Raw genomic sequence first — 23116 nt, forward strand, 5'->3', positions numbered from 1 at the left:
TTGTGCGGCCATGGGCCGTATCCGGTTAAACGCGGCAAGAGATAATATACAGTATGAGCAAACCACATCCGGTACAGGTGATAGCGGTTTCCGGCGGTAAGGGCGGTGTTGGCAAAAGTAATATCTCGGTTAACCTTGGCATTGCTCTGGCACAAAAAGGCAGGCGTGTGGTTTTGCTTGATGCCGATCTCGGCCTGGGAAATCTTGATGTGCTGCTTGGCGTCACCGCCACCCGCACCCTGCAGGATGTGCTGGCGGGAGATTGTGATTTAAAGGACGTTCTGGTGAATGGCCCTGGTGGGATCAAAATCGTACCGGCCTCTTCCGGAACCCAGCGCATGACTCAGCTCAGCGCAATGGAGCACGCTGGCCTGATTAACGCGTTCAGTGAACTGGGCGACCAGATTGATGTCCTCATCGTGGACACTGCCGCCGGCATCTCCGACTCGGTGGTGAGTTTTCTGCGGGCGTCTCAGGAGCTGCTCCTGGTGGTTTGCGATGAACCCACATCCATTACGGATGCCTACGCCCTGATTAAACTGATGAACCGTGACTACGGCACCAATCGTTTCCGCATTCTTGCCAACCAGGTGAGTAGTGAGCAGGAAGGCCGCCATTTGTTTGAAAAACTGACCCGGGTTACTGAGCGCTTCCTTGATGTGGCGCTGCAATATGTGGGTATGGTGCCTTACGACGAAGCTGTGAAAAAAGCGGTTCAGCGCCAGAAGGCCGTACTGGACGCTTACCCCCGGGCCAAAGCCTCGCTTGCTATCAAGGCACTGGCTGACAAGGTGGAAAGCTGGCCGCTGCCGTCATCTCCCCGCGGGCACCTTGAGTTTTTTGTTGAGCGGCTCGTCGAAGTCTGAAACGGATCCTGTAAAACAAAACCGGATACATGACATTGGCGAAAAATCTGGGAATCTATAACCAGGCTGGCGTAAACAGCCCTGCAGAGCTGATCGAAACACATGCGCCCCTGGTCAAGAAAATCGCACTTCATCTTCTGGCGCGGCTACCGGCTTCGGTGCAGCTTGACGACCTCATGCAGGCAGGCATGATCGGATTGCTGGAGGCTGCCCAGCGCTACAGCGCAACCAAAGGCGCAACCTTTGAAACCTACGCCGGTATACGTATTCGCGGAGCCATGGTGGATGAGATTCGCAAAGGCGATTGGGTGCCGCGCTCGGTGCACCGTAATGCCCGCCGGATTGCCCGCGCTATCAAGGCGGTTGAGGACAGGACGGGCCGGGAAGCCCAGGATGCGGAGGTGGCCGAAGAGCTCGGTATGGAGCTTTCCGAATATCATGCCTCCTTGTCTGATGCCAACAGCGGGCGACTTTTTAGCCTTGATGAGCTCAATGAATCCGGAGATCTGCCGATAGAAGAAGCAGAGGCCAGTGATAATCCACTGGATGGTCTGACGTCTGATACGTTCCGGAATAATCTGGCGACCGCCATTGAGCAGCTTCCGGAGCGCGAAAAACTGGTGTTGAGCCTGTATTACCAGGAGGAGCTCAACCTGAAGGAAATCGGTGCGGTATTGGGCGTCAGTGAAAGCCGGGTCAGCCAGATTCACAGTCAGGCGGCTTTACGGCTGCGCAGCAGGCTTTCTGAATGGCGGCTTGAAGAACATGATTAAACGCCGCAAAAGGTTTCAGAGTTCAGGTGGCGTGTAGTATTTGGTAACCGACGCTTTACAAGCTCAGTAAAGATCAGACAATACAAGGTTAAATCAGCGGCCTGCCAAACTTCGAGCGCAAGGGTCAAACGAATTCCGGGTCTTACTAACTGGAGGTCCCTTTGGACAAGAACATGAAAATACTCATTGTGGACGATTTCTCCACAATGCGGCGGATTATCAAGAACCTGCTTCGCGATCTGGGTTTCACCAACACTGACGAGGCGGACGACGGCAATACCGCTTTACCCATGCTGAAAAGCGGCAAGTACGATTTCCTGGTAACAGACTGGAACATGCCGGGAATGTCCGGTTTTGATCTGCTCAAAACGGTTCGCGCCGATGAAAATCTGAAAGACCTTCCCATACTGATGGTTACTGCTGAAGCCAAGCGCGACCAGATTGTTGCAGCTGCCCAGGCCGGTGTGAATGGGTATGTGGTAAAGCCTTTCACAGCGGCGGTTCTCAAGGAAAAAATCGAGAAGATTTTTGAGCGAATTCAGTAACCGGACATCGGATGAGCCGTATGAGCGATAACAAGAAGATCCGGCGGGATCTTGAGCCGGAAGTGACCGAAAAACTCCGGCACCAGGCGGCAGAACTCACTCAATGCGTTGAAAGTGGCGATTATGCCGGTGCCATGAATCTGATCAACGAATTGAATGAGGTCAGGGATCAAAGCCTTTATCGCGAGGTGGGCCGGCTGACACGAACCCTGCATGAGGCAATCCGTAACTTCCAGATAGATCCACGAAGCCCGGAACAAAAAGAAGTCCTGTCGCTGATGACAGACGCATCGGACAGGCTGGCCTACGTTGTCCAGATGACAAGCCAGGCTGCCAACCGCACCATGGATCTTGTTGAAGAAAGCATGCCCGTCGCCCACACCGTTCGCGATAACGCAACCTCGTTAAGGCAAGAGTGGCAGCGGCTGGGGCGTCGTGAGATGCAGCCGGCTGAATTCCGCGAACTCTACGGCCGTATTGACGCTTTTTTCCAGAGTGTCTCCAAAGATGCAGACAGGGTATATAACAACCTTTCCGAAATCCTGTTGGCACAGGATTTTCAGGACCTTACCGGCCAGGTCATTCAGCGTGTAACCGCTCTGGTTAAAGAAGTTGAAGAACAGATGCTCAGCCTGGTGGTTATGGCCAGCCATGTTGATCAGCTCACAGGCACCGTGCACCGGCTGGAACACGAAGAAGTCTCTGCGGAGCAGGGGGTCGGGCCCCAGATGAAGACAGAAGAGCGCGAAGATGTAGTCTCGGGACAAAACGACGTAGATGACCTGCTGTCCAGTCTCGGTTTCTGAATATCAAGAGGTTAGTCCATGGCGTTTGATGCCGATGATGAAATCCTGCAGGATTTTCTGGTAGAAGCCGGAGAGATTCTCGAGAAGCTGTCTGAGCAGCTTGTGGATCTTGAACAACATCCTGATGACGGTGATCTGCTCAACGCCATATTCCGCGGATTCCATACCGTTAAAGGCGGTGCAGGCTTCCTGCAACTGGAGGCTCTGGTTAACTGTTGCCACTCCGCCGAGAACGTATTCGATATTTTGCGTAACCACAAACGCAAGGTTGATCCCGAGCTGATGGACGTTGTTCTTGAGGCGCTGGATTACGTGAATACGATGTTTGAGCAGGTGCGTAACCGGGAGGAACTTACGCCCGCCCCGGATGAACTGATCGCCGCACTGGATGCGCTTGCCCAGCCCCAGGGTGCGGAGCCGGCAAGCCGCGCGCCGGAAGCCAGTTCTGAACCTGCGGAACCGGGTCCTGCGAGTGGCGATATCACCGATGAAGAATTTGAGCAGCTGCTGGATGCCCTGCATGGCCAGGCTTCGGACGCAGGTGCTGACAGCAGGAGCAAACCGGAGCGGGAGCCGCCGGCTGACAGCAGCGATGGCTCCGGGAGCAGTTCCAGCGACGAAATCACAGATGAAGAATTCGAAGCCCTGCTGGACGAGCTGCATGGTAAGGGCAAGTTCGCAGCAAAACCGGCTGCCAACACCGGAGCCGGGGCCACAGATACTGCCGGGCCGGCAGCGAAGGGTGATGATGACCTGATCACCGACGACGAATTTGAAAAGCTGCTGGACGAGTTGCACGGCAAGGGTGGAAGTCCGACAACCGGGCATTCTGCAAACGAACCGGCCGAAGCGCCCCGCCAGAACCCCGGGCCTGTGCAACCAGCGTCTGAGACAAAGCCGGAACCAAAGCCTGCGACCGATACAGCCGCCAAAAAGGCAGCCCCGGCGTCCCCGGCCAGAGACTCAGCGCCTGCAGCGGAAACCACGGTGCGGGTAGACACCAAGCGCCTTGATGACATCATGAACATGGTGGGCGAGCTGGTGCTGGTGCGTAACCGGCTCCAGCGGCTGGGCTCTGAAAGCGAAAACGAGCACATGCACAAGGCGGTATCCAGCCTTGATGTAGTGACCACGGATCTGCAGGCCGCCGTCATGCAAACGCGCATGCAACCGATTAAAAAGGTGTTCGGTCGCTTCCCCCGTGTTGTGCGCGATCTTGCCAGGGGCATGAAAAAAGAAGTAAATCTGGTCATGCACGGGGAAGATACCGACCTCGATAAAAACCTGGTGGAGGCACTTTCAGACCCTCTTGTGCACCTGGTACGTAATTCGGTTGACCATGGCATCGAGGCACCCGATGTGCGGGAGAAAGCCGGTAAGCCACGGCAGGGTACGGTCACCCTCTCCGCCGAGCAGGAAGGCGACCATATTCTCCTGTCTATCGCTGACGATGGCGCCGGCATGGATCCGGAGGTGCTCCGTCGCAAAGCTGTAGAAAAGGGGATTTATGATCAGGATGCCGCAGATCGTCTGACCGATACGGAGTGTTTCAACCTGATCTTTGCCGCGGGTTTTTCCACCAAGGAGCAGATTTCTGACGTTTCGGGCCGTGGTGTTGGCATGGACGTGGTGAAAACCAAGATCAGCCAGCTGAATGGCCAGCTCAGCATCGAATCTGCCCCGGGTAAAGGCTCCCGGATTATCATCAAGGTGCCCCTGACGCTGGCAATCATGCCAACACTCATGATCATGCTCGGCGATCAGTCGTTTGCGCTGCCGCTGGTGAATGTGGTGGAAATTTTCCATCTGGATCTGACCCGCACCAACATTGTGGACGGCCGCGAGTGCATTGTTGTCAGAGACAGGGTTTTCCCGCTGTTCCACATAAAACGCTGGCTGGTTAAAGGCGCTGCCGGAAAGGCCGAGCCGGAGAACGGGCACGTTGTCATTGTTGCCATGGGCACACGTCAGGTGGGTTTTGTTGTTGATCAGCTTGTTGGCCAGGAGGAGGTGGTTATCAAACCCCTCGGGCGCGGGCTTCAGGGAACCCCGGGCATGGCCGGTGCGACAATTACCGGCGACGGGCGTATTGCGCTCATTATTGATGTTCCGAGTTTGCTGCAGCATTACAGCTGATGTTCGGTAGGAGAAATGGATGACAGTTTCGGTCCTGGTCGTTGACGACTCAGGCTTTTTCCGCAAACGGCTGACGGAGATCCTGACGTCGTCCGGGCAGATCCGTGTGGTAGGCGTTGCCGCCAACGGTCGGGAGGGCGTTGAGTTGGCCCAGTCGTTGCGCCCTGATGTCATTACCATGGACTACGAGATGCCGGTTATGGACGGTATCTCGGCCGTGCGGGAAATCATGAGGAAAAATCCCGTGCCGGTACTTATGTTCTCCTCCCTCACTTATGAGGGTGCCAGGGTTACGCTGGATGCACTGGAGGCCGGTGCAGTGGACTTCCTGCCCAAAAATTTCGAGGAAATAGCCCGGAATAGCAGTCAACTCCAGAAAATCCTGATAGAACGAGTGCTTGATGTTGCCCGCAGCCGGCCCAACGCCCGCGCAGCACAGGCTCCAAGACCCGCTTCGACGCCTGGTGCGCGCCCTGAAGGGGCTACACGGCCTGTTGCCGGAAAGCCGGTGGCGGCTCGTGACCAGGCCATACCGCCGGCACAGGATGAGCCGGCAAGGCGTTCCTCCCGAAAAAACCCGGCGCGACATTATTCGGTTGTAGCTATTGGTACGTCTACAGGAGGGCCGGTAGCGCTCCAGCGCGTGCTGACCGCCCTGCCAGCGTCCTTCCCCGCGCCGGTTGTGCTGGTTCAGCACATGCCCGCCAGTTTTACACCGGCTTTTGCGGAGCGTTTGAACAAGCTCTGCCGTATAGAAGTGCGACAGGCAGAAGACGGTGACATGCTGCGCCCGGGACTGGCATTACTGGCACCGGGCGGTAAGCAAATGATGATTGAAAACCGCAGTGGTCAACCACGGGTACGCATCCTGCCGGGTGATGAGCGGCTTAATTACCGGCCGTCGGTGGATGTCACCTTCGGTTCTCTGGCGCGAGCGTTCCCCGGCAAAACCCTGGGTCTGATTCTTACGGGAATGGGAGCCGATGGCCGGGAAGGCTGCCGCATGATGAAACAGAGTGGTTCGCCAATCTGGTCCCAGGATGAAAAAACCTCAGTGATTTACGGCATGCCTATGGCAGTAGCGAAAGCCGGTCTGAGCGATGAAGTCCTGCCTCTTGATGAGATAGGGCCAAGACTGGTTGAGGGTGTGTGCTGATGGATATTCTCAGCCTGCTGGGTGTTGTGCTGGCGTTTGCCGCCATTCTTGGCGGGAATCTGCTGGAGGGTGGTGCGCTGGGTTCGCTGTTCAATGGCCCTGCGGCCATTATTGTCATTGGCGGTACCCTGGCGGCGACAATTCTCCAGACCTCCTGGCCTGTACTGAAACGGGCAGCCCGCCAGGCACAGTGGGTGTTTGTTCCGCCTTATATCAGCATTGAAGATGGTATTGGCAAAGTGATTGACTGGAGCGTGAAGGCTCGCAAGCAGGGCCTGCTGGGGCTGGAGGGGCTGGCCGAGAGAGAGCCGGAGAATTTTGCCCGTAAAGGTCTGCAACTGCTGGTTGATGGAGCAGAAACCGAAACCATCCGCAGTATCATGGAAATCGATCTCGACTGCCGCGAGCAGCGGGATCTGGAATCGGCCCGGGTGTTTGAAGCCATGGGTGGCTACTCGCCCACGATTGGTATCATCGGCGCTGTCATGGGGCTGATTCAGGTTATGACCAACCTGGAAGATCCGGAGTCGCTCGGCAGCGGAATTGCCACTGCATTTGTGGCAACCATTTATGGTGTAGCGCTGGCCAACCTGCTGTTTTTCCCCATCGCCAACAAGCTCCGGGGGCTGGTCAAAGAGCGTTCCAGATACGAAGACATGATGATTGACGGCATTATCGCCATTGCGGAGGGGGAAAACCCCAAATCCATTGAATTGCGGCTGCGGGGTTTCCTGCAGTAAGCAAACCCGGTTCCTATTTATGCGGCGTCGCAGGCAACCCCAGGACGATTTGCACAACAAAGAACGCTGGCTGATTTCCTATGCGGATTTCATTACCCTGCTGTTTGCTTTTTTTGTGGTGATGTATTCGGTTTCGTCCGTAAACGAGGGCAAGTACAAGGTACTTTCGGAAACGCTGACAGGCGTTTTCAACGCGCCCCAGCGGTCTTTTCAGCCCATCGAAATCGGGGATCGGCCACCGCGCCCCGAGGTTGGTCCGTCTGAGGATGTGATCCCCCCGCCGGTTACAGAAGCGCCGCGTAACCGGGAGCAGGATTCCCGGGCGCGCACAGAGGCCCTGCGCACAATGGCAGACCAGTTAGCGCTGGAGTTTGATGACCTGATTAACCGTGGGGTGGTCACCCTTGAAACCAATGACCGCTGGCTTGCGCTGAATCTGCCGGATAGCCTGCTGTTTGGCAGTGGCGATGCCGAGCCACACTATGATGCCTTTGATGTCATGGATAAGGTTGCACGGGTTCTCAGGAATCGGGATAACGCCATAAAAGTTGAAGGCTTCACCGATAACCAGCCCATCCACACCCAGCGTTTTCCCTCCAACTGGGAATTGTCCGCGGCGCGGGCCGCTGCGGTTGTACGCATGCTGAGTATGGAAGGCATTGAGCCAGAGCGCATGGCCGCGGTTGGTTATGGAGAGCACCAGCCCCTGGCCCGCAACGACACGGAAGAAGGGCGCCGCCGCAACCGGCGCGTTGTGCTTCTGATTTCCCGCGAAGCCAATGTCCGGGGTGTTGTGCGCTGAGGTGATATTGCCGGGCCGGGGCCTTGGCACGGTTCCTGTATTGTTGCACCGGGATGCATTCAGGCGGCAACCGCCTGCCGGTTTGCACTCCGTTCAAGTTGCGAAAGAACCGGCCGATAAACCGGGTACAAACCATGTCAAACAGGCGTAACAACGCAGTTGCCGGAGCTAAAACGTGCGAATCTGGGCAGTAGCCAATCAGAAAGGCGGTGTGGGTAAAACGACCACGGTGGTTGCTTTGGGCGGCCTGTTGGCGGAGCGTGGTGAGCGTGTTCTGGTGGTGGATCTCGACCCTCACGGCTCACTGACCAGCTGGTTCGGGTACGATCCGGACACGCTGGCGCACAGTGTTTTTGATTTGTTCCAGCATCAGGGCAAGGTGCCTGAGGGGCTTCCGGCCCAGCTTGTCACGGAAACCGGCTGCCCGGGACTGGCCTTGTTGCCAGCCAGTACGGCGCTGGCCACGCTGGAGCGCCGTATGGTCGGCGTTGAGGGCATGGGACTTATTGTATCCCGGGCGCTTACCCAGCTTTGGGACGATTTCGACTACGTTATTCTGGATAATACGCCGTCTCTGGGTGTGCTTATGGTCAATGCCCTGGCAGCGGCACAGCACCTGATCATTCCGGTACAGACAGAATTCCTTGCCATCAAAGGCCTTGAGCGCATGCTGCATACCCTGCAGATGATCATGCGCTCCCAGAAAAACAGATTGCCTTACACCATTGTGCCTACCCTGTTTGACCGGCGCACACAGGCCTCGGTAAAAAGCCTGAACCTGCTGCGTAAAACCCACCGGGATAACCTGTGGAAGTTTGCTGTGCCCGTCGATACAAAATTCCGTGATGCAAGCCAGGCAGGCGTTATACCCTCGAAACTGGACGCACAGACCCACGGAGTCAGGGCGTACCGGCATCTTCTGGATGACCTGCTTGAGCGCACCGGCGCGCGCAAGGAACGTCAGCATGGCTGACGAAAAATTGACAAGGCTGGCGGATCCGGCCAGCGCGATTGCCAGTTATCTCGATGAACTGCTGCACACAGCCACAGATACCGCTTTGCGAGAAGAGATTCACGAGCCTGAGCCGGCACCCGAAACCCGATCAGAGCCTGCGCCTGAATCTGTGCCGCAGACAATAGCCCGCCCGGTGCAGACTTCCGAGCCTGCGCCTGTGACGGCCCCAGCGCCGGAGATGACGGAGGCCTCTTCGCCGGAAGCGCCCGTATCGCGCCCGGAATGGTCAGAGCGCCCGTTCGAATGCCTGATCTTCACGGTGGCTGGCCTGCAGCTTGCGGTTCCCCTGGTTCTGTTGGGCGCCATTTACCGTATTGAAGAGGAGATACGGCCCATTCCCGGCAGCCCACGCTGGTATATGGGCATTCGCCCTGCCGCTGATCAGAATCTGAGGGTTGTGGATACGGCCGAGTGGATAATGGCCGGGCGCGTTCCTGCCAATGCCCGGGACAACTACCGGTTTGTCATCCGCCTGGATAACAGTGAATGGGGGCTGGCCTGTGACAACGTGGCCCAGTCCTTCACCCTGAGCCCGGGCGATGTGCGCTGGCGCACGGCCCGCAGCAAGCGCCCCTGGCTGGCCGGAACGGTTATCGAACAGATGTGTGCCCTGGTGGATGTGCGCACCATGGCAGATTTGCTGGTGCGGGCCGAGCGGGAGCATCATCTTGATTTAAGTTGAACAGCCCGGTTACGGAATGAAACTTTGCCGTGCTGGCACGGTTTGTGCCCTTAATTATAGTATTGGGCGCTGATGATGTTTTTTTGACGATCAGGTTGCCCGCCGGGCAGCCGAACAGGAGATTCAGGTTATGGCATCCCCGAGCGGACAGCAAAATCAGGCCCAGGATGATCAGGTACTGCAGTATGTGACCTTCCGGCTGGATAATGAGACCTATGGTCTGAACGTTATGCAGATCCAGGAAGTGCTGAGATACACAGAGATTGCGCCGGTGCCGGGCGCTCCGGATTACGTACTGGGCATCATCAACCTCCGGGGCAATGTGGTGACCGTTATCGATACCCGTCGCCGTTTCGGGCTGGCGGATGCCGATGTGACGGATGCCACCCGGATAGTGGTTATGGAATCCGCCGATCAGGTAATGGGGATTCTGGTGGATTCCGTGGCCGAGGTTGTGTACCTGAAAGCGAGTGAAATAGAGACTGCACCAAACGTGGGTAACGAGGAAAGTGCCAGGTTTATCCAGGGTGTGTGCAATAAGGATGGCGAACTGATCATATTGGTCGAGTTCGACAAAATGCTGTCAGACCACGAATGGGCTGAAATCGCAGGGCTGTAAACCGGCGCGATACCGACCGGACCTGATGATGGATGCCTCCCGTGGCAATAACCGGAGACGTCCATCATGTTGGCTGAAATTCCTTCCTATCTTCCCTGGGTGCTGACCGCCATAGCCCTTTCCCTGGTTTTTGCCCAGGGCGTTATGCTCGGGCGCCAGAACAGGCAGCTCAAGGCCATGCTCAAGGAGCGTTGTGACACACTCGGGCGAGAACTGCACGCCACGGCCAGTGGCAGCATGGGGGTAGGCCAGCGCCTGGTGGTGTGCGAGCGGCAACTGCATGAATTGCGTACAACCGTGGATGAGATGTGCCAGAATGACCCGCTGCGCATATCTTACGATGAGGCCTCCCGGCTGGTTGATCTTGGGGCGGATATAGACGATCTTATGAACACGTGCGGAATTTCCCGTCCAGAGGCCGAGCTTGTATCAGCGCTGAGAAAACGTCAGGCGGCCTGAAACCATGCTGTTACGGACGCTATTGAATGAAGAAAGTTTACCCGAGGGCCCAGGAGGCCCTTCTTGCTGTCTCCCGTAATGATTTTGTTACCGGTTCGGATCTGATTCCTTCCATAACCGGCCACTCCATACCCCGCGAAGAAACGGTCGGCCACATTCTTTCCATCATGCCGGAAGTCGAGCCGGATCATGTGGTCATGCACGTGGGAGGCGGATCGGGTTACCTGGCTGCAGTACTGTCCCATCTGGCACACCGTGTTATCTACGTGGAAAAGCACGAGGGCGTCGCCAGGGCAGCGCGGGAACGGTTTTTCCGGCTTGGTATGCACAATGTGGATGTTCTGGCACAGCCAGCCGAAAGCGGATTCACCCTGGACCAGCCGTGTGATCTGGTGCTTTGCACCACCTTCATCGCGGACCGTAACCTGCTGGCAAATTACCTGGCTGAAGGGGGTAATCTGATCTGCCTTGAAGGTAAGGCAGGCCCTGTGCCGAGCATGGCGATGTTCGTCAAGCGCTCCGACAGGCTTGAGCGGGTTCGCACCCTGGGCTGGGTGGATTTTAACCGGAACTCGGAGCAGATTCTGATTGATCTGGGCATGGTTGACGAGGGTGCGCTGGCGAAAGCCAGAACCGAGGCGGCCATGGAAAACTGCCGAGTACTGGATGTTCTGCGTCGCAACCTGAACGTTGAGGAGACAGAACTCTACCGTTCGCTGGCCCAGCAGCGGGGGATGATCTTTGCGGATGCCGACGAACTCTTGCCGTCGCTGCGGGTGGATCTGTTCCGGCGTTTCTCGCGCACCTTTCTGGATCTGTCCAGGATTATTCCTGTGGCGCAGGACCACGAAAAAGTCACTTTTGTAACGGACGACCCGGATGCCCGCACCGATCAGCTGGAGCGGATGGGGCCAAATCATGTGATCGAATGTCGTCTGGTGACCCCCACGGATTTCCGCCGTATCTGGTCGGCCCTTGACCTGTCGGTAAAGGGCAACCGGTTTGTGGCGGACCAGGCGCTGCTGTCAACGACAGGTTCCGGTGCCGGTAGCCAGCGTGACAAACCGCTGGGCAAGGAAACCGGTACCGACCACGTCAGCCCCTACCTGGTGTCCGTTTACGAAGCGATTCTGCTGGATGCCGTCAGTGAAAAAGCCAGTGACATTCACATTGAGCAATACGGCGAGCGTGTACGAATCCGTTTGCGGGTGGATGGCGATCTGCGTGATCTGGGCCAGTACCAGTTGTCGCCCCGTGAACTCAGGGGTGTGATTAACGTCATCAAGTTACGTGCAGAGCTCAATATAGCCGAACGCAGGTTGCCACAAGGTGGCCGTTCCCGGCTGCAGCTGGGCGAAATGGCTTACGACCTGCGCATACAGACCCAGCCTTCGCTTCACGGTGAGCACGCCGTTATCCGGTTGTTACCGCAGACCGGCCGGGCCATGACCATTGCCGAACTCGGAATGTCGCCAATGATTGGCTCCCATTACCAGCGCCTGCTTGATAATCCCGCCGGACTGGTACTGGTGGTTGGACCAACCGGGTCGGGCAAGTCAACAACCCTGTATGCAGGGTTGCAGACACTGGCAGATGATGGCCGCCGTAAAGTGATCACGGTGGAAGACCCGATTGAATACTCTATTGATAATATTCAGCAAACCCGTGTGCGCAGTGATATCGGTTTCAACTTTGCCGATGCCATGCGGGCCTTCGTGCGTGAAGATCCAGACGTGATTCTGGTGGGCGAGATCCGCGACCAGGAAACGGCGCTGGAAGCGATCCGCGCGTCCCAGACCGGCCACGTGGTGCTGTCAACCTTGCACTGTAATGATGCAGTGGACTCCCTGCAGCGTCTATACGATCTGGGCATACATCCCAACTCCATTGCCGGTGAATTGCTGGCAGTGATTGCCCAGCGTCTTGCCAAGCGCATCTGCAAGCACTGTCGCCAGCCTGCAACGCCCGACCCTGTCATTCTCGAGGAAGTGTTTCCCAACGGGGCACCGGATGATTTCCGGTGTTTTGAAGGCTCCGGTTGCGATAAGTGTAACGGCCGTGGCACCCATGGGAGAGTGGCCATTGTGGAGTATATGGAGGTGGATTCCGATATCCGTAATGCCATATCCAGCCAGCCGCCAATCGGCGAGCTGCGCTGGCGTGCACTCGACTCCGGGCTGGTGACCATGCGCGACAGCGCGCTGGATCATGTTATTGAAGGTGTTATCCCATTGTCCGAACTGCCGCGCATCCTGCCCCGGGAGCGCATGGCGCCGGAAGTTCGCGGCGGACGCAGGAGCAGGTTATGAGCGCAGTCAAACAACAGAACAAGGCGGCTCAACGGGAACCGGCGGAAGTTGTGTTTCACGATGAACTTGAACGATTGGCCGCTATGGATCTCGGGCCTGTACCGCCGGGCTGGCGTATGTCACCGAGGGCGGTTGAGAAGTTTATCCTGGGTGATGACAGCCTCGATATCGAGCGCAAGTTTGTAGCGGACCGGGCCATGGTTATCCGCATTATTATTTCGTTGTGTACCAGCCGGGGTTGTTTGCTGGTTGGCGAACCCGGCACGGCCAAATCCTGGCTTTCAGAGCTGCTTGCCGCAGCGGTTTCCGGCGACTCCACTCTGGCCTTGCAGGGTGGAGCCCTGACTCAGGTAGGGCAGCTTCTTTACGGCTGGAACGAGGCTGTACTGGCTGCGAAAGGCCCTTGCCTTGAGGCGTTGGTGCCAAGCCCGTTGATGCGGGGCATGATGGAAGGCCGGCTGGTGCGGTTTGAGGAAATTGCCCGTTGCCCCCAGTCGCTCCAGGACGCGATCCTCTCGGTTCTCTCGGACCGGGTTGTGGTTGTACCGGAAATTCCCGATGATGACGGCGTTGTGCTGGCCCGGGAGGGCTTTAACCTGGTGGCCACCTCCAACAGTGTGGATGCGGGTGTTCACGAGATGAGTGCCGCCCTGAAACGCCGCATGGATTTTGAGGAAATCCGCCCGATCAAGAACCTGCCGGATGAAATCGGCGTTGTTCTGAGGGAAGTGCGCAAGGCCAATGCGCGCGCCGGAATCCGTGTGGATCTGGATGAATCTGTTGTCGAAATTCTGGTAACCATGTTCCATGAGCTGCGTAACGGTCAGACCATGGATGGCCGCAGCACGGACCGCCTGGCGGGTGCCGCGCTCTCTACCGCGGAAGCCGTATCGGTTGCCCATGCGGCAAGTCTGAATGCCTGGTATTACGGTGGCGGGAACATGACAGTAGAGCAATTGATGCACCACATCATTGGCTCGGCCCTGAAGGATCATCCCGATGACAGAAGGCGCCTCAAACACTACTTTGAGACGGCCATCGCGCCGCGAAAGGGCAAGGTCTGGGCGCAGGTATGGGCGCTGCGCTCACTTATCCACTGAGGTTGAAGAAAAGGGTGTGGAGGCATCCCGGCCGGCGTCTTCGGGCGTCCGGCCACGGATGTGAAAAGCAAACGCCAGTATTTCCGCAATAACCCGGTACAGATTTTCCGGTATTTCGTCATTGAGGGACAAACGGGCAAGAACGCCGGCCAGCTCGGCGTTTTCGTACAGGGGCACATTATGCGCCCTGGCGATCCTGATAATTTCATCTGCCAGTTCGTAAGTGCCTGTGGCCGTTATGGTTGGCGCCTTTTCGCCATCGTACTTCAGTGCAACGGCTGCGCTGGGTGGCGGGTCTTGATGCTGCTTCTTCTTCATGCGCGGGTATCCACCAGCCTGTGTTCCAGTTTTGTTGCCGGGTATGAAGGGCTGCCCCGCCGGCATTCAAGTTCGGTAACGTCCAGTCCCAGATTCGTGAGACTGCGTCTCAGAAGTGGCAACTCTTCATTAACCTGCTTAAGAGTGTCCTGTTTTTCTGCCCATACCCGTGCGCTCACCTCCTGCTGGCGCAGGGATACCTCAAAATTCAGTGCACCGGCCAGCTCCAGGTCAATCGCCAGGTTCAGCCGCCATTCACTGACGGCGGCCCGCCGGGCATCCCGGCTTTTCGATGACGACTCTTCTCTGTCTTTATAGTGTTCCATACGTAGCTGAGCCACCCTGGGTTCGTTCTGCGGCGTCACCCAGGGCAGATCCAAGAGCATAGCGGACACCGGGGCAGCCGCGTCCCCGCCGGCTCTTGCCGACAGTATCTGGCTATGCAGCTGGTTAACCGTAATCCGGTTTAACATGCCCGCCAGGATTCTCAGGGTCTGGCCCACCGAGACAGGTTCGGAACCGGTGACAGGCGTTGCGGCCAGCGGTTGCGGAAATTGTAGCGGAGCCTGGGCCAGCCCGGGGGTGGCCAGCGGCGTAAGGCGGTTGAACGCCATCGTCGTGTCGCCGCCTTGCTCGGCCAGCAAACCGGTAATCATGCGGCCAATGGCCAGTTTGAGATCGGGTAAAGTCGGGGACGGCGTCCGGACCAGACGAGATTCCGCAAACAGGCCGCTCTCTTCTATCCACTGCCGCATTTGTTGCGCCATACCGGTTTGCGAGCCCGCTCCGGGTGTCAGGGTCTGGCTGGCGGGCAGGCGGGCAAGCAGGGTCTCGATCGCCTGTCGCGCTGCTTCCGGCAAAGGCTGGGGGCTGGGGGCAGCAGGTAGCTGGCCGGGTTTGAGATCGGGTAGCGACCCCCGCTCCAGGGCTGTCACCAGTTTTGCCAGGCCGCTGTCCAGGCTTTGCTGCCAGGGCATGCGCTGGGCAAGGGCTCTGGTGATCGTGGCTTCCGGTGTGGCAGCCAGCTTTCCCAGCAGTTGCAGTTCATTCCCGGCCCGCATTATTTTAACCCAGTCACCGGGCTTCAGCTCTGTAGCGCCAATGTCGGCCTTTACCGGCAGCGGTTTACCCCGCACATCCAGCAGAACCTCGGTATTTACCGCGCCCTGGCGGTTGATGACTTCCGCTACCCGGGCAAGTATGGTGGCGCGGTTCGCCAGCTGAAGCTGGTCCAGTTGCTGCCGGGCAGAGAGGGGCATCGTTTCGGGGCGGGGCTGCCCGGTTTCCGAATGGGTTGCCGGCGTTTTTGTAGCGGGTGCCGGGGGAGCAATGGGGTGTTGGCCGTTCGGTAGTTTCATCGCTGCTGACTTGATACCAGACAAGAGTAATCTGCTAAGGCTTTCGTTATAATACGCCGCGCTGGCAACTATTGCCGTGAATACACCCGATGCAACGTATGCATCGTCCTGATTTCGGGGCCCTGATGTCCGAGCCGTTACTACAGGCCGTTAATCTGCAGTGTGAACGAGACCAGCGGATACTGTTCCGCGAATTATCCTTCTCCATACTGCCCGGTACGGTTACCCGTGTCGAGGGGCCAAACGGCTCCGGTAAAACGACTCTGCTGAGAATACTGGCAGGTCTGAACCATGGGTGGAGTGGTGAGCTTAACTGGTGCGGTGCATCGGTGGCCGGTCAGCGCGAGGTTTTTCTCCGGAACATGCTTTATCTCGGGCATCGCCCGGGTATCAAATCCCTGCTTACTCCGATGGAAAACCTCCGGGCCCTGATGGCCGGGCGCAGGCCAGTATCTGATGTCACATTGAGCCAGGCGCTGCAAGGTACCGGCCTGGCCGGCTATGAAAACGTACCTTGTCGCAATCTGTCTGCCGGCCAGCAGCGCAGGGTTGCATTGGCGCGCTTGCTGGTTGCCGATGAGCCCTTGTGGCTGCTTGACGAAGTGTTCACCGCCATTGACGCAGATGGTGTAAAGGCCCTGGAGGCACTTTTGCAGCAGAGGGCCGCGGAAGGTGGTGCCGTGCTGGTAACGACGCACCATGATCTGGCACTGCCGGGCATGCACAGACTGGTTCTTGGCGCGGGAGGTGTAACAGATGAACGCTAAAGCCCCTCCGGCGGTTCAGCTTGCAGGTAGCAGTGTCGGAGTTCTGGCGGCCATGAAAGGGGTTTTTGCACGGGATATGAAAGTGGCATTCCGGCAGCGCCAGGATCTGCTTAACCCGCTGCTGTTCTTTATCATGGTTGTTACCCTGTTTCCCCTTGGGGTCAGCCCGGAAGTTTCGTTCTTGCGGGAAGCGGGGGCCGGCATTCTGTGGGTAGCTGCCTTGCTTTCTGTATTGTTATCGCTGGATCACCTGTTCCGCCACGATTTTGACGACGGCACCCTGGAGCAGCTCGTGCTCCAGCCACAGCCTCTGTTTTTACTGATTCTCGCAAAAACCATGGCACACTGGATGCTGACGGGGCTGCCCCTGGTGATTCTGACTCCGGTTCTTGGTGTAATGGTGCATCTGGACGGGAACTCCATCGCTGTTTTGTGTCTAACGCTGCTGATTGGTACGCCGGTGCTGAGTCTGATTGGTGCTATTGGCGCTGCGTTGACCCTGGGATTGCGCTCAGCAGGCGTGCTCTTGTCACTGCTGATCATTCCACTGTACATTCCCGTGCTTATTTTCGGTACGGGCACGGTTGCGGCAGCGGCGGAGGGCGCGACCGTGGGAGCCTACCTGGCTTTAATGGGGGCATTTCTCATGCTGGCAGTGACTCTGGCGCCATTTGCAGCGGCAGCCGCTCTGAAAATCAGCTTGTCGAACGGGTAAAACAAGGTAAACGCTGGGACGGTAACCATCTGATGTGGCAATTTTTTCACAAACTGGGTTCCCCAAAATGGTTTTTCGGGATTTCCACCCGGTTCATGCCCTGGCTGCTGGCAGGCGGCATTGTGCTACTTATGGCAGGCATTATCTGGGGTCTGGCGTTTGCACCCAAGGATTACCTGCAGGGCAACAGTTACCGGATTATCTTTATTCACGTGCCCACCGCATTTATAGCCCAGTCAATCTACATCATGATGGCGTCTGCGGCGATTGTGACGCTGGTATGGCGAATGAAGCTGGCGGATGTGTTTGTAAAGGCGGTTGCGCCGGTGGGGCTGGCTCTTACCTTCCTGGCGCTGTTTACCGGTGCAGTATGGGGCAAACCCACCTGGGGAACCTGGTGGATCTGGGATGCGAGGCTGACCTCCATGCTGATACTACTGTTTCTTTACGGCGGTGTTATTGCGCTGGATCGTGCCATTAATGATGAGAAGTCCGCTGCGCGCGCCGTTGCCGTGCTGGTGCTGGTGGGGGTAGTGAATATCCCCATTATCAAATACTCAGTGGAATGGTGGAATACACTGCATCAGCCTGCGACATTCAAACTCACAGAAAAACCGTCCATGCCGGCGGAAATGTGGGTGCCGCTGTTGTTGTCAGTGCTGGGCCTGTACCTGATTTTTGGCTGGCTGGCCTGCATTCGTATGCAAACAGAGATTCTTTCCCGGGAGCAGCGTACCCGTTGGGTAAGAGAATTCGTATTGAAAGGAAGGGTCTGACCCATGGCATTTGATTCCTTTTCCGCTTTTATCGCGATGGAAGGTCACGGGCCTTACGTGTGGGCCTGTTATGCTGTGTTTTTTATACTGATGATTGCAACCATGGCCGGGTCGGTGCGAAGCCGGAAGGCGGTTATCGAATCCTGCCGTCGCGGTTATGAGTTTGAGGCAGACAGGAGTAAAGTGGCGGCGTCTCCAGCACCTTCTGCGTCGTTTACGCGTGTAAACGTTTCCCAAGACTGACTGACAGGTATGTAAATGCATCCGATCCGTAAAAAACGGCTGACCATTGTTCTGTTTCTGCTGGCAGGGCTTTCCGTTGCTGTGGCGCTGACAACCTATGCGCTGCGACAGAATATCAACCTGTTTTATGACCCCACCCAGATTTCCGCCGGTGAAGCACCCGTGGATGTAAGGATTCGCGCGGGTGGCATGGTGAAAGAAGGTTCGGTTATCCGGGATCCCGACAGCCTGAAAGTGGAGTTTCTGGTCACCGATTACAGTGCCTCGGTACCGGTCGAGTACGTTGGCATCCTGCCGGATCTGTTTGCGGAAGGGCAGGGAATTGTTGCTATGGGCAGGCTCAACACCGAGGGCCGCTTTGTGGCGGACCAGGTTCTGGCCAAGCACGACGAGAATTATATGCCCCCGGAAGTTGCCGGCGCCCTGGAAAAGGCATCGAAAGCCGAGGGCAAGTCAGTAACTGGCAGTGTCAAACCGGCCAGCTACTAAACACGTAACAACCAACAGCCTGATTCCTGGAGAGCTTTAATGTATCCCGAACTCGGACAGCTTGCACTGATACTCGCGCTGTTGCTGGCAGTGCTTCTGGCGGTTGTACCCCTGGTTGGCTCGCTCACTGGCAGAGACAATCTTCAGGCATTTGCCAGGCCCCTGACCACGGGCATGTTTGTGTTTGTCGGGCTGGCGTTTGCAGTGCTGACCCATGCATTTTTAACCGACGATTTCTCCGTAGCTTACGTGGCCAACAACAGTAACAGCATGTTGCCCTGGTACTACAAGTTCAGCGCTGTGTGGGGCGGTCATGAGGGGTCGCTGCTGCTCTGGATACTGATGCTGACCGGCTGGACCATGGCCGTTGCCATTTTCAGCCGGCGTTTACCCTCGGTGATGATTTCACAGGTATTGTCAGTTCTGGGCATGGTCAGCGTTGGTTTCCTGCTTTTTATTGTGGTTACGTCGAATCCCTTTGACCGCTTGCTGCCCAACGTGCCTGCCGATGGGGCGGATCTGAACCCGCTTCTGCAGGACTTCGGGCTGATTGTTCATCCGCCCATGCTTTACATGGGCTATGTCGGCTTTGCAGTCGCCTTTGCATTTGCCATTGCAGCCTTGATTAACGGTCGTCTGGATGCCGCGTGGGCCAGGTGGTCACGGCCCTGGACCACTGTAGCCTGGGCGTTTCTCTCCATCGGGATCGCGCTGGGAAGCTGGTGGGCCTACTACGAGCTAGGCTGGGGCGGCTGGTGGTTCTGGGACCCGGTAGAAAATGCATCCCTGTTGCCTTGGTTGTCTGGCACTGCCCTGATGCATTCACTGGCAGTAACGGAAAAGCGTGGTGTGTTTAAAAGCTGGACGGTGCTGCTGGCGATTGTCACGTTTGCCCTGAGCCTGCTGGGCACCTTTCTGGTTCGTTCAGGGGTACTTACGTCGGTTCATGCCTTTGCGTCTGATCCGGAGCGTGGCACCTTCCTGCTTGTATTACTGGCGATCACTGTTCTGGCCAGCCTCATGCTCTATGCCTTCCGGGCGCCTGTGGTTCATGTGCGCTCCCGCTACGGCTCACTTTCGCGGGAAATCTTCCTGCTGTTGAACAACGTTTTGCTGGTGTCTGCAACCTTGTTGGTGGCCGTTGGTACGCTCTACCCCCTGGTTCTCGATTTCTTTGGCCTCGGGAAGATCTCCATTGGCGAGCCCTTCTTCAATCTGACCTTCAGCCCGCTGGCGGTGGCAACCGGGCTCCTGCTCGGCGTGGGTGTGTTTTCACGCTGGAAAAAAACCGATGCCGGCTGGCTGGCGCGCAAGCTTCTTTGGCCTCTCGCCATCAGTACGCTGGCCACTGCGGCCATTATGGCAGGTTACGGCGGGTTCACACCCTGGGCCTTTTTGGGCGTGTTTACAGCCGTGTGGGTCACCACTGCAACATTCCGCGATCTCTGGGACAAGTCCTCATCCAAAAAGGGAAGAATCCATGGTCTCAGGCGGCAGTCCCGCAGTTACTACGGCATGGTGCTTGGGCATCTCGGCCTGGCCATTACAATGGCGGGCGCAACGGTTGTGTCGAACTACGGGATTGAACGTGATGTGCGCATGGTTCCCGGCGATGTGGCGGAAGTTGGCGATTATCAATTTGTCTTTGTGGATATCGGCGAGCGGCGCGGGCAGAACTTCACCGCCCAGTACGGTAGCTTCGATGTGATGCTGGACGGCGAACGTGTTGCCGAGCTGCACCCGGAGAAACGACAGTATTCGGTTGGTATGAGTGTGATGACCGAGGCCGATATTGATGCCGGCCTGTTCCGGGACATTTTTGTTGCCGTGGGTGAGAGAGTTTCTGATAACGCCTGGGCTATCCGGCTGCAGTACAAGCCGCTGGTGCGCTGGCTCTGGCTGGGAGCCCTGTTTATGGCGGCAGGTGGTTTCCTGGCCATATCGGATCGCCGCTACCGGATCCGTGAACGGGCTGCGGAGAGCGCCACTGCCTCACCAGAAACGTCGCCGGCACAAGCGGGTGCCCAGGGCACCGCCGGAGCGGTATCATGAAGCGGTTTTTGCTGTTCTTGCCCCTCCTGGTAGCCGTTGCAGTGGGTGTGTTTCTGTTTGCCGGAATTGGCAAGGATCCCACAAAGCTGGACTCGGCCTTAATCGGCAAGCAGGTACCGGCATTCAGTCTGCGTGACCTGAAACAGCCCGAGAGTATGTTGGACGAGAGTTTGTTCCGGGGCGAAATAACCCTGCTCAACGTCTGGGGCACCTGGTGTCCCTCCTGCCGGGATGAGCATGATGACCTGATGTGGCTGGCCCGGGAAAAGAAGGTTTCGATTATCGGGTTGAATTACAAGGACAATCGCGACGATGCGCTGGTGTGGCTGGACCGCCTGGGTGACCCTTACAGCACGGTTATCTATGACCCCAAAGGTACGCTGGGCTTTGATCTCGGAGTTTACGGCGCGCCTGAAACCTTTGTGATTGATGCCTCGGGCATTGTCCGTTATCGCCATGTGGGTGTGGTGAACGGCGAGGTGTGGGAACAGGTTCTTTTGCCGGTGATCAATGAAGCGCGGGAGAAAGGATAATGTTCCGTATTGTGTGTTTCCTTCTGGCCACCATGGCTTCCGGTATGTCCTTTGCCGATGTTTCTGCCGTTTACGGGTTTGAAAGCCGGAGCGAGGAGCAGCGCTACCAGGAGCTGATTTCGGAGCTGCGCTGCCCCAAGTGCCAGAATCAGAACATTGCGGATTCAAACTCGCCCATTTCCAAGGACATGAGGAACGTTGTCTACCAGATGATGCTGGATGGCGCCAGCAACGAGGAAATTGTCGACTCTCTGGTGGATCGCTTCGGGGAGTTTGTTAAATACAAGCCTGATCTGGACCGCCGAACCTTTATTCTGTGGGCAACACCAGCAATTGCAGTTCTGGGCGGCCTCCTTGTTGTGGTTGGGGTAGTCGTTCGCTCCCGCCGCTCGGGCAAGGCCGGGCCTGAATTGACTGCCGAAGAGCAGGAGCGGGCTGAAAGGATGCTCGCCCAGCGAAATCAGAATGGTAACGGCTGATCCCCCTGGCCAGGACTGACAGCTCGCCCGACCGTAACCTGTACTGCTTTATCCATTTTCGAAACCTGTGATGATATCTCCATGACCCAAACTTTCTGGATTGCCGCAACGGTACTGATCATTCTCGCCCTGGCTTTTGTCATCTATCCGGTAATGTTCCACCGCCGGGGCGACCGGCAACAGATGGACCTGCGAAATCAGAACCTGGTGGCCTATCGCAGCCGCATGGCGGAGCTGGAAAAAGAGCATAAAGCCGGCATTATTGATGAAGAAGCCTATCGCCAGCTTCACGATGAACTTGCCGGCTCCATGCTGGATGACGTTCCCGAGAACGAATCTCCCGCAAAATCGGTTCCCGGTCGCAAAGCTGCCATGGCGGTTGGTCTGGTATCTATACTCCTGATTCCTGCCGCCACCGTGCTGCTGTATGAAGAGTGGGGAGCACTGGACAGTGTTGAGGCATTCATTGCCATGCAGGAGCTGGGCAACTCGGATGATGCCCGCGCAGCGCAGATGAATCAGTTGGCGGAGCAATTGCGTGCGCGACTGGAGGCCGGCCCCGATAACCCCGACGGCTGGGCCATGCTCGGGCAAACGTACATGCGGCTGGAACGCTACGATGATGCGGCCCAGGCATTCCGCAAGCTGGCGGACACGGTCAGTTCTGATGACAGGTCCCGGGCCGTAGCCCTGGGTCTGGCAGCTCAGGCCGAGTTTTTTCGCAGCCAGGGCGCCATGACAGCGGCAGTGACATCCACCATAGAAGAGGCGCGGGCGCTGAACCCCGATGAGGTTAACTCCCTTGGCTTACTGGGTATTCACGCATTCAGCCAGGGTAACTATCGCGAGGCTATCGGGTACTGGGAGCGGATTCAGGAAGTAGCACCTGATCATCCACAGCTGGCTGCAATTCAGGGTGGTATAAGGGAGGCATACACGCGCCTTGGGGAGCAGCCACCGGCGGCACAGGCAGCCTCCCGGGCTCCGGACGGTGATGCCGGAGGGGCAGGCGTAACGGTACGGGTAACGCTCGATGAAGCCTTCAAGCAGGATGTCCCTGACGACACCACCCTGTTTCTGTTCGCCCGGGCAGCTAATGCCCAGAGCGGGCCACCCCTGGCCGTTGTGCGGTTGACGGCAGGCGCGCTGCCCATTGAGATGCGCCTGGATGACCGCCATGCCATGTCACCTCAGGCGGTGATATCCAGTGCCGAAGAAGTGGTTGTAACAGCCCGCCTGACACGTTCAGGCAACATCAACGCCCAGCCTGGCGACTGGCAGGGCAGCACGGATTCGCCTGTTACGGTTTCGGAAGAGCAGGGGTCGCCGGTAGTGGTTGTGATTGACAAGCAACTGACCGATAGCTGATCCGCAATTG

Annotated in this window: 25 protein-coding genes; 23 read left to right on the top strand and 2 right to left on the bottom strand. The window is 57.3% G+C overall.

What is annotated here, in order from left to right; all coding sequences use genetic code 11:
• The first annotated feature begins 53 nt into the window (after nucleotides 1-53).
• The 14 genes from CDH48_RS05565 (at nucleotide 54) to CDH48_RS05630 (ending at nucleotide 14008) form a co-directional block, all read left to right on the top strand.
• Entirely contained in the window at nucleotides 54-866 is an 813-nt protein-coding gene (locus tag CDH48_RS05565; RefSeq protein ID WP_100687749.1) for a MinD/ParA family protein, read from the top strand.
• A 29-nt stretch (nucleotides 867-895) separates the two neighbouring features.
• Entirely contained in the window at nucleotides 896-1639 is a 744-nt protein-coding gene (locus tag CDH48_RS05570) for an RNA polymerase sigma factor FliA (protein ID WP_100687750.1), read from the top strand.
• 161 nt (nucleotides 1640-1800) lie between these two features.
• Nucleotides 1801-2184: a chemotaxis response regulator CheY gene (cheY, locus tag CDH48_RS05575; RefSeq protein ID WP_100687751.1), complete on the top strand. Its 384-nt coding sequence runs from the start codon at nucleotides 1801-1803 to the stop codon at nucleotides 2182-2184.
• A 20-nt stretch (nucleotides 2185-2204) separates the two neighbouring features.
• Nucleotides 2205-2990: a protein phosphatase CheZ gene (locus tag CDH48_RS05580; protein ID WP_100688086.1), complete on the top strand. Its 786-nt coding sequence runs from the start codon at nucleotides 2205-2207 to the stop codon at nucleotides 2988-2990.
• An 18-nt stretch (nucleotides 2991-3008) separates the two neighbouring features.
• Nucleotides 3009-5126, top strand: coding sequence for a chemotaxis protein CheA (locus tag CDH48_RS05585; protein ID WP_100687752.1), 2118 nt, complete (start codon nucleotides 3009-3011; stop codon nucleotides 5124-5126).
• 19 nt (nucleotides 5127-5145) lie between these two features.
• Nucleotides 5146-6282 (top strand): protein-glutamate methylesterase/protein-glutamine glutaminase, encoded by a 1137-nt coding sequence (locus CDH48_RS05590; RefSeq protein ID WP_100687753.1) that lies wholly within the window; start codon nucleotides 5146-5148, stop codon nucleotides 6280-6282.
• Nucleotides 6282-7022, top strand: a complete 741-nt coding sequence (locus CDH48_RS05595; RefSeq protein WP_100687754.1) for a flagellar motor protein — start codon at nucleotides 6282-6284, stop codon at nucleotides 7020-7022. The genes CDH48_RS05590 and CDH48_RS05595 overlap by 1 nt, the downstream gene beginning before the upstream one ends.
• Before the next feature lie 19 nt (nucleotides 7023-7041).
• Entirely contained in the window at nucleotides 7042-7824 is a 783-nt protein-coding gene (motD, locus tag CDH48_RS05600; protein ID WP_100687755.1) for a flagellar motor protein MotD, read from the top strand.
• Nucleotides 7825-7999: 175 nt separating this feature from the next.
• Entirely contained in the window at nucleotides 8000-8797 is a 798-nt protein-coding gene (locus CDH48_RS05605) for a ParA family protein (RefSeq protein ID WP_100687756.1), read from the top strand.
• Nucleotides 8790-9521, top strand: coding sequence for a chemotaxis protein CheW (locus CDH48_RS05610; protein WP_100687757.1), 732 nt, complete (start codon nucleotides 8790-8792; stop codon nucleotides 9519-9521). Before CDH48_RS05605 ends, CDH48_RS05610 begins: the two co-directional genes overlap by 8 nt.
• 130 nt (nucleotides 9522-9651) lie before the next feature.
• Nucleotides 9652-10140: a chemotaxis protein CheW gene (locus CDH48_RS05615; protein ID WP_100687758.1), complete on the top strand. Its 489-nt coding sequence runs from the start codon at nucleotides 9652-9654 to the stop codon at nucleotides 10138-10140.
• 66 nt (nucleotides 10141-10206) lie between these two features.
• Complete coding sequence (locus CDH48_RS05620) at nucleotides 10207-10599, top strand: DUF2802 domain-containing protein (RefSeq protein ID WP_100687759.1); 393 nt, start codon at nucleotides 10207-10209, stop codon at nucleotides 10597-10599.
• A 26-nt stretch (nucleotides 10600-10625) separates the two neighbouring features.
• Nucleotides 10626-12908, top strand: coding sequence for an ATPase, T2SS/T4P/T4SS family (locus tag CDH48_RS05625; RefSeq protein WP_100687760.1), 2283 nt, complete (start codon nucleotides 10626-10628; stop codon nucleotides 12906-12908).
• Nucleotides 12905-14008, top strand: a complete 1104-nt coding sequence (locus CDH48_RS05630) for an ATP-binding protein (protein ID WP_100687761.1) — start codon at nucleotides 12905-12907, stop codon at nucleotides 14006-14008. Before CDH48_RS05625 ends, CDH48_RS05630 begins: the two co-directional genes overlap by 4 nt.
• Here CDH48_RS05630 and CDH48_RS05635 read toward each other — a convergent pair.
• Both CDH48_RS05635 and fliK read right to left on the bottom strand, forming a co-directional pair.
• Entirely contained in the window at nucleotides 13994-14326 is a 333-nt protein-coding gene (locus CDH48_RS05635; RefSeq protein WP_100687762.1) for an EscU/YscU/HrcU family type III secretion system export apparatus switch protein, read from the bottom strand. The two genes, CDH48_RS05630 and CDH48_RS05635, sit on opposite strands and share 15 nt — an antisense overlap.
• The gene (gene fliK / locus CDH48_RS05640; protein ID WP_100687763.1) at nucleotides 14323-15684 is read right to left on the bottom strand and encodes a flagellar hook-length control protein FliK; all 1362 of its coding nucleotides are present in this window, start codon (nucleotides 15682-15684) and stop codon (nucleotides 14323-14325) included. The genes CDH48_RS05635 and fliK overlap by 4 nt, the downstream gene beginning before the upstream one ends.
• Nucleotides 15685-15809: 125 nt before the next feature.
• Between fliK and ccmA the strand changes: the two genes are divergently transcribed.
• The 9 genes from ccmA (at nucleotide 15810) to ccmI (ending at nucleotide 23106) form a co-directional block, all read left to right on the top strand.
• Nucleotides 15810-16451, top strand: a complete 642-nt coding sequence (ccmA, locus tag CDH48_RS05645) for a cytochrome c biogenesis heme-transporting ATPase CcmA (RefSeq protein ID WP_100688087.1) — start codon at nucleotides 15810-15812, stop codon at nucleotides 16449-16451.
• On the top strand, nucleotides 16441-17166 hold the full coding sequence (gene ccmB / locus CDH48_RS05650) for a heme exporter protein CcmB (protein WP_100687764.1): 726 nt from the start codon (nucleotides 16441-16443) through the stop codon (nucleotides 17164-17166). The genes ccmA and ccmB overlap by 11 nt, the downstream gene beginning before the upstream one ends.
• Nucleotides 17167-17198: 32 nt before the next feature.
• On the top strand, nucleotides 17199-17942 hold the full coding sequence (gene ccmC / locus CDH48_RS05655; RefSeq protein WP_100687765.1) for a heme ABC transporter permease CcmC: 744 nt from the start codon (nucleotides 17199-17201) through the stop codon (nucleotides 17940-17942).
• A gap of 3 nt (nucleotides 17943-17945) precedes the next feature.
• Nucleotides 17946-18185 carry a heme exporter protein CcmD gene (ccmD, locus tag CDH48_RS05660; protein ID WP_100687766.1) on the top strand — a complete coding sequence of 80 codons (240 nt, stop codon included), beginning with the start codon at nucleotides 17946-17948 and terminating at the stop codon, nucleotides 18183-18185.
• Between the two features lie 15 nt (nucleotides 18186-18200).
• Nucleotides 18201-18674, top strand: coding sequence for a cytochrome c maturation protein CcmE (ccmE, locus tag CDH48_RS05665; protein ID WP_100687767.1), 474 nt, complete (start codon nucleotides 18201-18203; stop codon nucleotides 18672-18674).
• Nucleotides 18675-18713: 39 nt separating this feature from the next.
• Nucleotides 18714-20726 carry a heme lyase CcmF/NrfE family subunit gene (locus CDH48_RS05670; protein ID WP_100687768.1) on the top strand — a complete coding sequence of 671 codons (2013 nt, stop codon included), beginning with the start codon at nucleotides 18714-18716 and terminating at the stop codon, nucleotides 20724-20726.
• A complete protein-coding gene (locus CDH48_RS05675) occupies nucleotides 20723-21259 on the top strand; it encodes a DsbE family thiol:disulfide interchange protein (protein WP_100687769.1) in 537 nt (178 codons plus the stop codon). Before CDH48_RS05670 ends, CDH48_RS05675 begins: the two co-directional genes overlap by 4 nt.
• Nucleotides 21259-21738, top strand: a complete 480-nt coding sequence (locus tag CDH48_RS05680; protein WP_100687770.1) for a cytochrome c-type biogenesis protein — start codon at nucleotides 21259-21261, stop codon at nucleotides 21736-21738. The genes CDH48_RS05675 and CDH48_RS05680 overlap by 1 nt, the downstream gene beginning before the upstream one ends.
• A gap of 81 nt (nucleotides 21739-21819) precedes the next feature.
• Entirely contained in the window at nucleotides 21820-23106 is a 1287-nt protein-coding gene (ccmI, locus tag CDH48_RS05685) for a c-type cytochrome biogenesis protein CcmI (RefSeq protein ID WP_100687771.1), read from the top strand.
• The last annotated feature ends 10 nt before the right edge of the window (nucleotides 23107-23116 follow it).

It is taken from the genome of Marinobacter aromaticivorans (assembly GCF_002806975.1).
Taxonomy (GTDB): Bacteria; Pseudomonadota; Gammaproteobacteria; order Pseudomonadales; family Oleiphilaceae; genus Marinobacter; species Marinobacter aromaticivorans.

What these genes read in the sequence shown, in the direction of transcription:
- CDH48_RS05565 (WP_100687749.1), top strand. Translation starts at nt 54, where the DNA reads ATGAGCAAACCACATCCGGTACAGGTGATAGCGGTTTCCGGCGGTAAG.
- CDH48_RS05570 (WP_100687750.1), top strand. Translation starts at nt 896, where the DNA reads ATGACATTGGCGAAAAATCTGGGAATCTATAACCAGGCTGGCGTAAAC.
- CDH48_RS05580 (WP_100688086.1), top strand. Translation starts at nt 2,205, where the DNA reads ATGAGCGATAACAAGAAGATCCGGCGGGATCTTGAGCCGGAAGTGACC.
- CDH48_RS05585 (WP_100687752.1), top strand. Translation starts at nt 3,009, where the DNA reads ATGGCGTTTGATGCCGATGATGAAATCCTGCAGGATTTTCTGGTAGAA.
- CDH48_RS05590 (WP_100687753.1), top strand. Translation starts at nt 5,146, where the DNA reads ATGACAGTTTCGGTCCTGGTCGTTGACGACTCAGGCTTTTTCCGCAAA.
- CDH48_RS05595 (WP_100687754.1), top strand. Translation starts at nt 6,282, where the DNA reads ATGGATATTCTCAGCCTGCTGGGTGTTGTGCTGGCGTTTGCCGCCATT.
- motD (WP_100687755.1), top strand. Translation starts at nt 7,042, where the DNA reads ATGCGGCGTCGCAGGCAACCCCAGGACGATTTGCACAACAAAGAACGC.
- CDH48_RS05610 (WP_100687757.1), top strand. Translation starts at nt 8,790, where the DNA reads ATGGCTGACGAAAAATTGACAAGGCTGGCGGATCCGGCCAGCGCGATT.
- CDH48_RS05615 (WP_100687758.1), top strand. Translation starts at nt 9,652, where the DNA reads ATGGCATCCCCGAGCGGACAGCAAAATCAGGCCCAGGATGATCAGGTA.
- CDH48_RS05620 (WP_100687759.1), top strand. Translation starts at nt 10,207, where the DNA reads ATGTTGGCTGAAATTCCTTCCTATCTTCCCTGGGTGCTGACCGCCATA.
- CDH48_RS05625 (WP_100687760.1), top strand. Translation starts at nt 10,626, where the DNA reads ATGAAGAAAGTTTACCCGAGGGCCCAGGAGGCCCTTCTTGCTGTCTCC.
- CDH48_RS05630 (WP_100687761.1), top strand. Translation starts at nt 12,905, where the DNA reads ATGAGCGCAGTCAAACAACAGAACAAGGCGGCTCAACGGGAACCGGCG.
- CDH48_RS05635 (WP_100687762.1), bottom strand. Translation starts at nt 14,326, where the DNA reads ATGAAGAAGAAGCAGCATCAAGACCCGCCACCCAGCGCAGCCGTTGCA.
- fliK (WP_100687763.1), bottom strand. Translation starts at nt 15,684, where the DNA reads ATGAAACTACCGAACGGCCAACACCCCATTGCTCCCCCGGCACCCGCT.
- ccmA (WP_100688087.1), top strand. Translation starts at nt 15,810, where the DNA reads ATGTCCGAGCCGTTACTACAGGCCGTTAATCTGCAGTGTGAACGAGAC.
- ccmB (WP_100687764.1), top strand. Translation starts at nt 16,441, where the DNA reads ATGAACGCTAAAGCCCCTCCGGCGGTTCAGCTTGCAGGTAGCAGTGTC.
- ccmC (WP_100687765.1), top strand. Translation starts at nt 17,199, where the DNA reads ATGTGGCAATTTTTTCACAAACTGGGTTCCCCAAAATGGTTTTTCGGG.
- ccmD (WP_100687766.1), top strand. Translation starts at nt 17,946, where the DNA reads ATGGCATTTGATTCCTTTTCCGCTTTTATCGCGATGGAAGGTCACGGG.
- ccmE (WP_100687767.1), top strand. Translation starts at nt 18,201, where the DNA reads ATGCATCCGATCCGTAAAAAACGGCTGACCATTGTTCTGTTTCTGCTG.
- CDH48_RS05670 (WP_100687768.1), top strand. Translation starts at nt 18,714, where the DNA reads ATGTATCCCGAACTCGGACAGCTTGCACTGATACTCGCGCTGTTGCTG.
- CDH48_RS05675 (WP_100687769.1), top strand. Translation starts at nt 20,723, where the DNA reads ATGAAGCGGTTTTTGCTGTTCTTGCCCCTCCTGGTAGCCGTTGCAGTG.
- CDH48_RS05680 (WP_100687770.1), top strand. Translation starts at nt 21,259, where the DNA reads ATGTTCCGTATTGTGTGTTTCCTTCTGGCCACCATGGCTTCCGGTATG.
- ccmI (WP_100687771.1), top strand. Translation starts at nt 21,820, where the DNA reads ATGACCCAAACTTTCTGGATTGCCGCAACGGTACTGATCATTCTCGCC.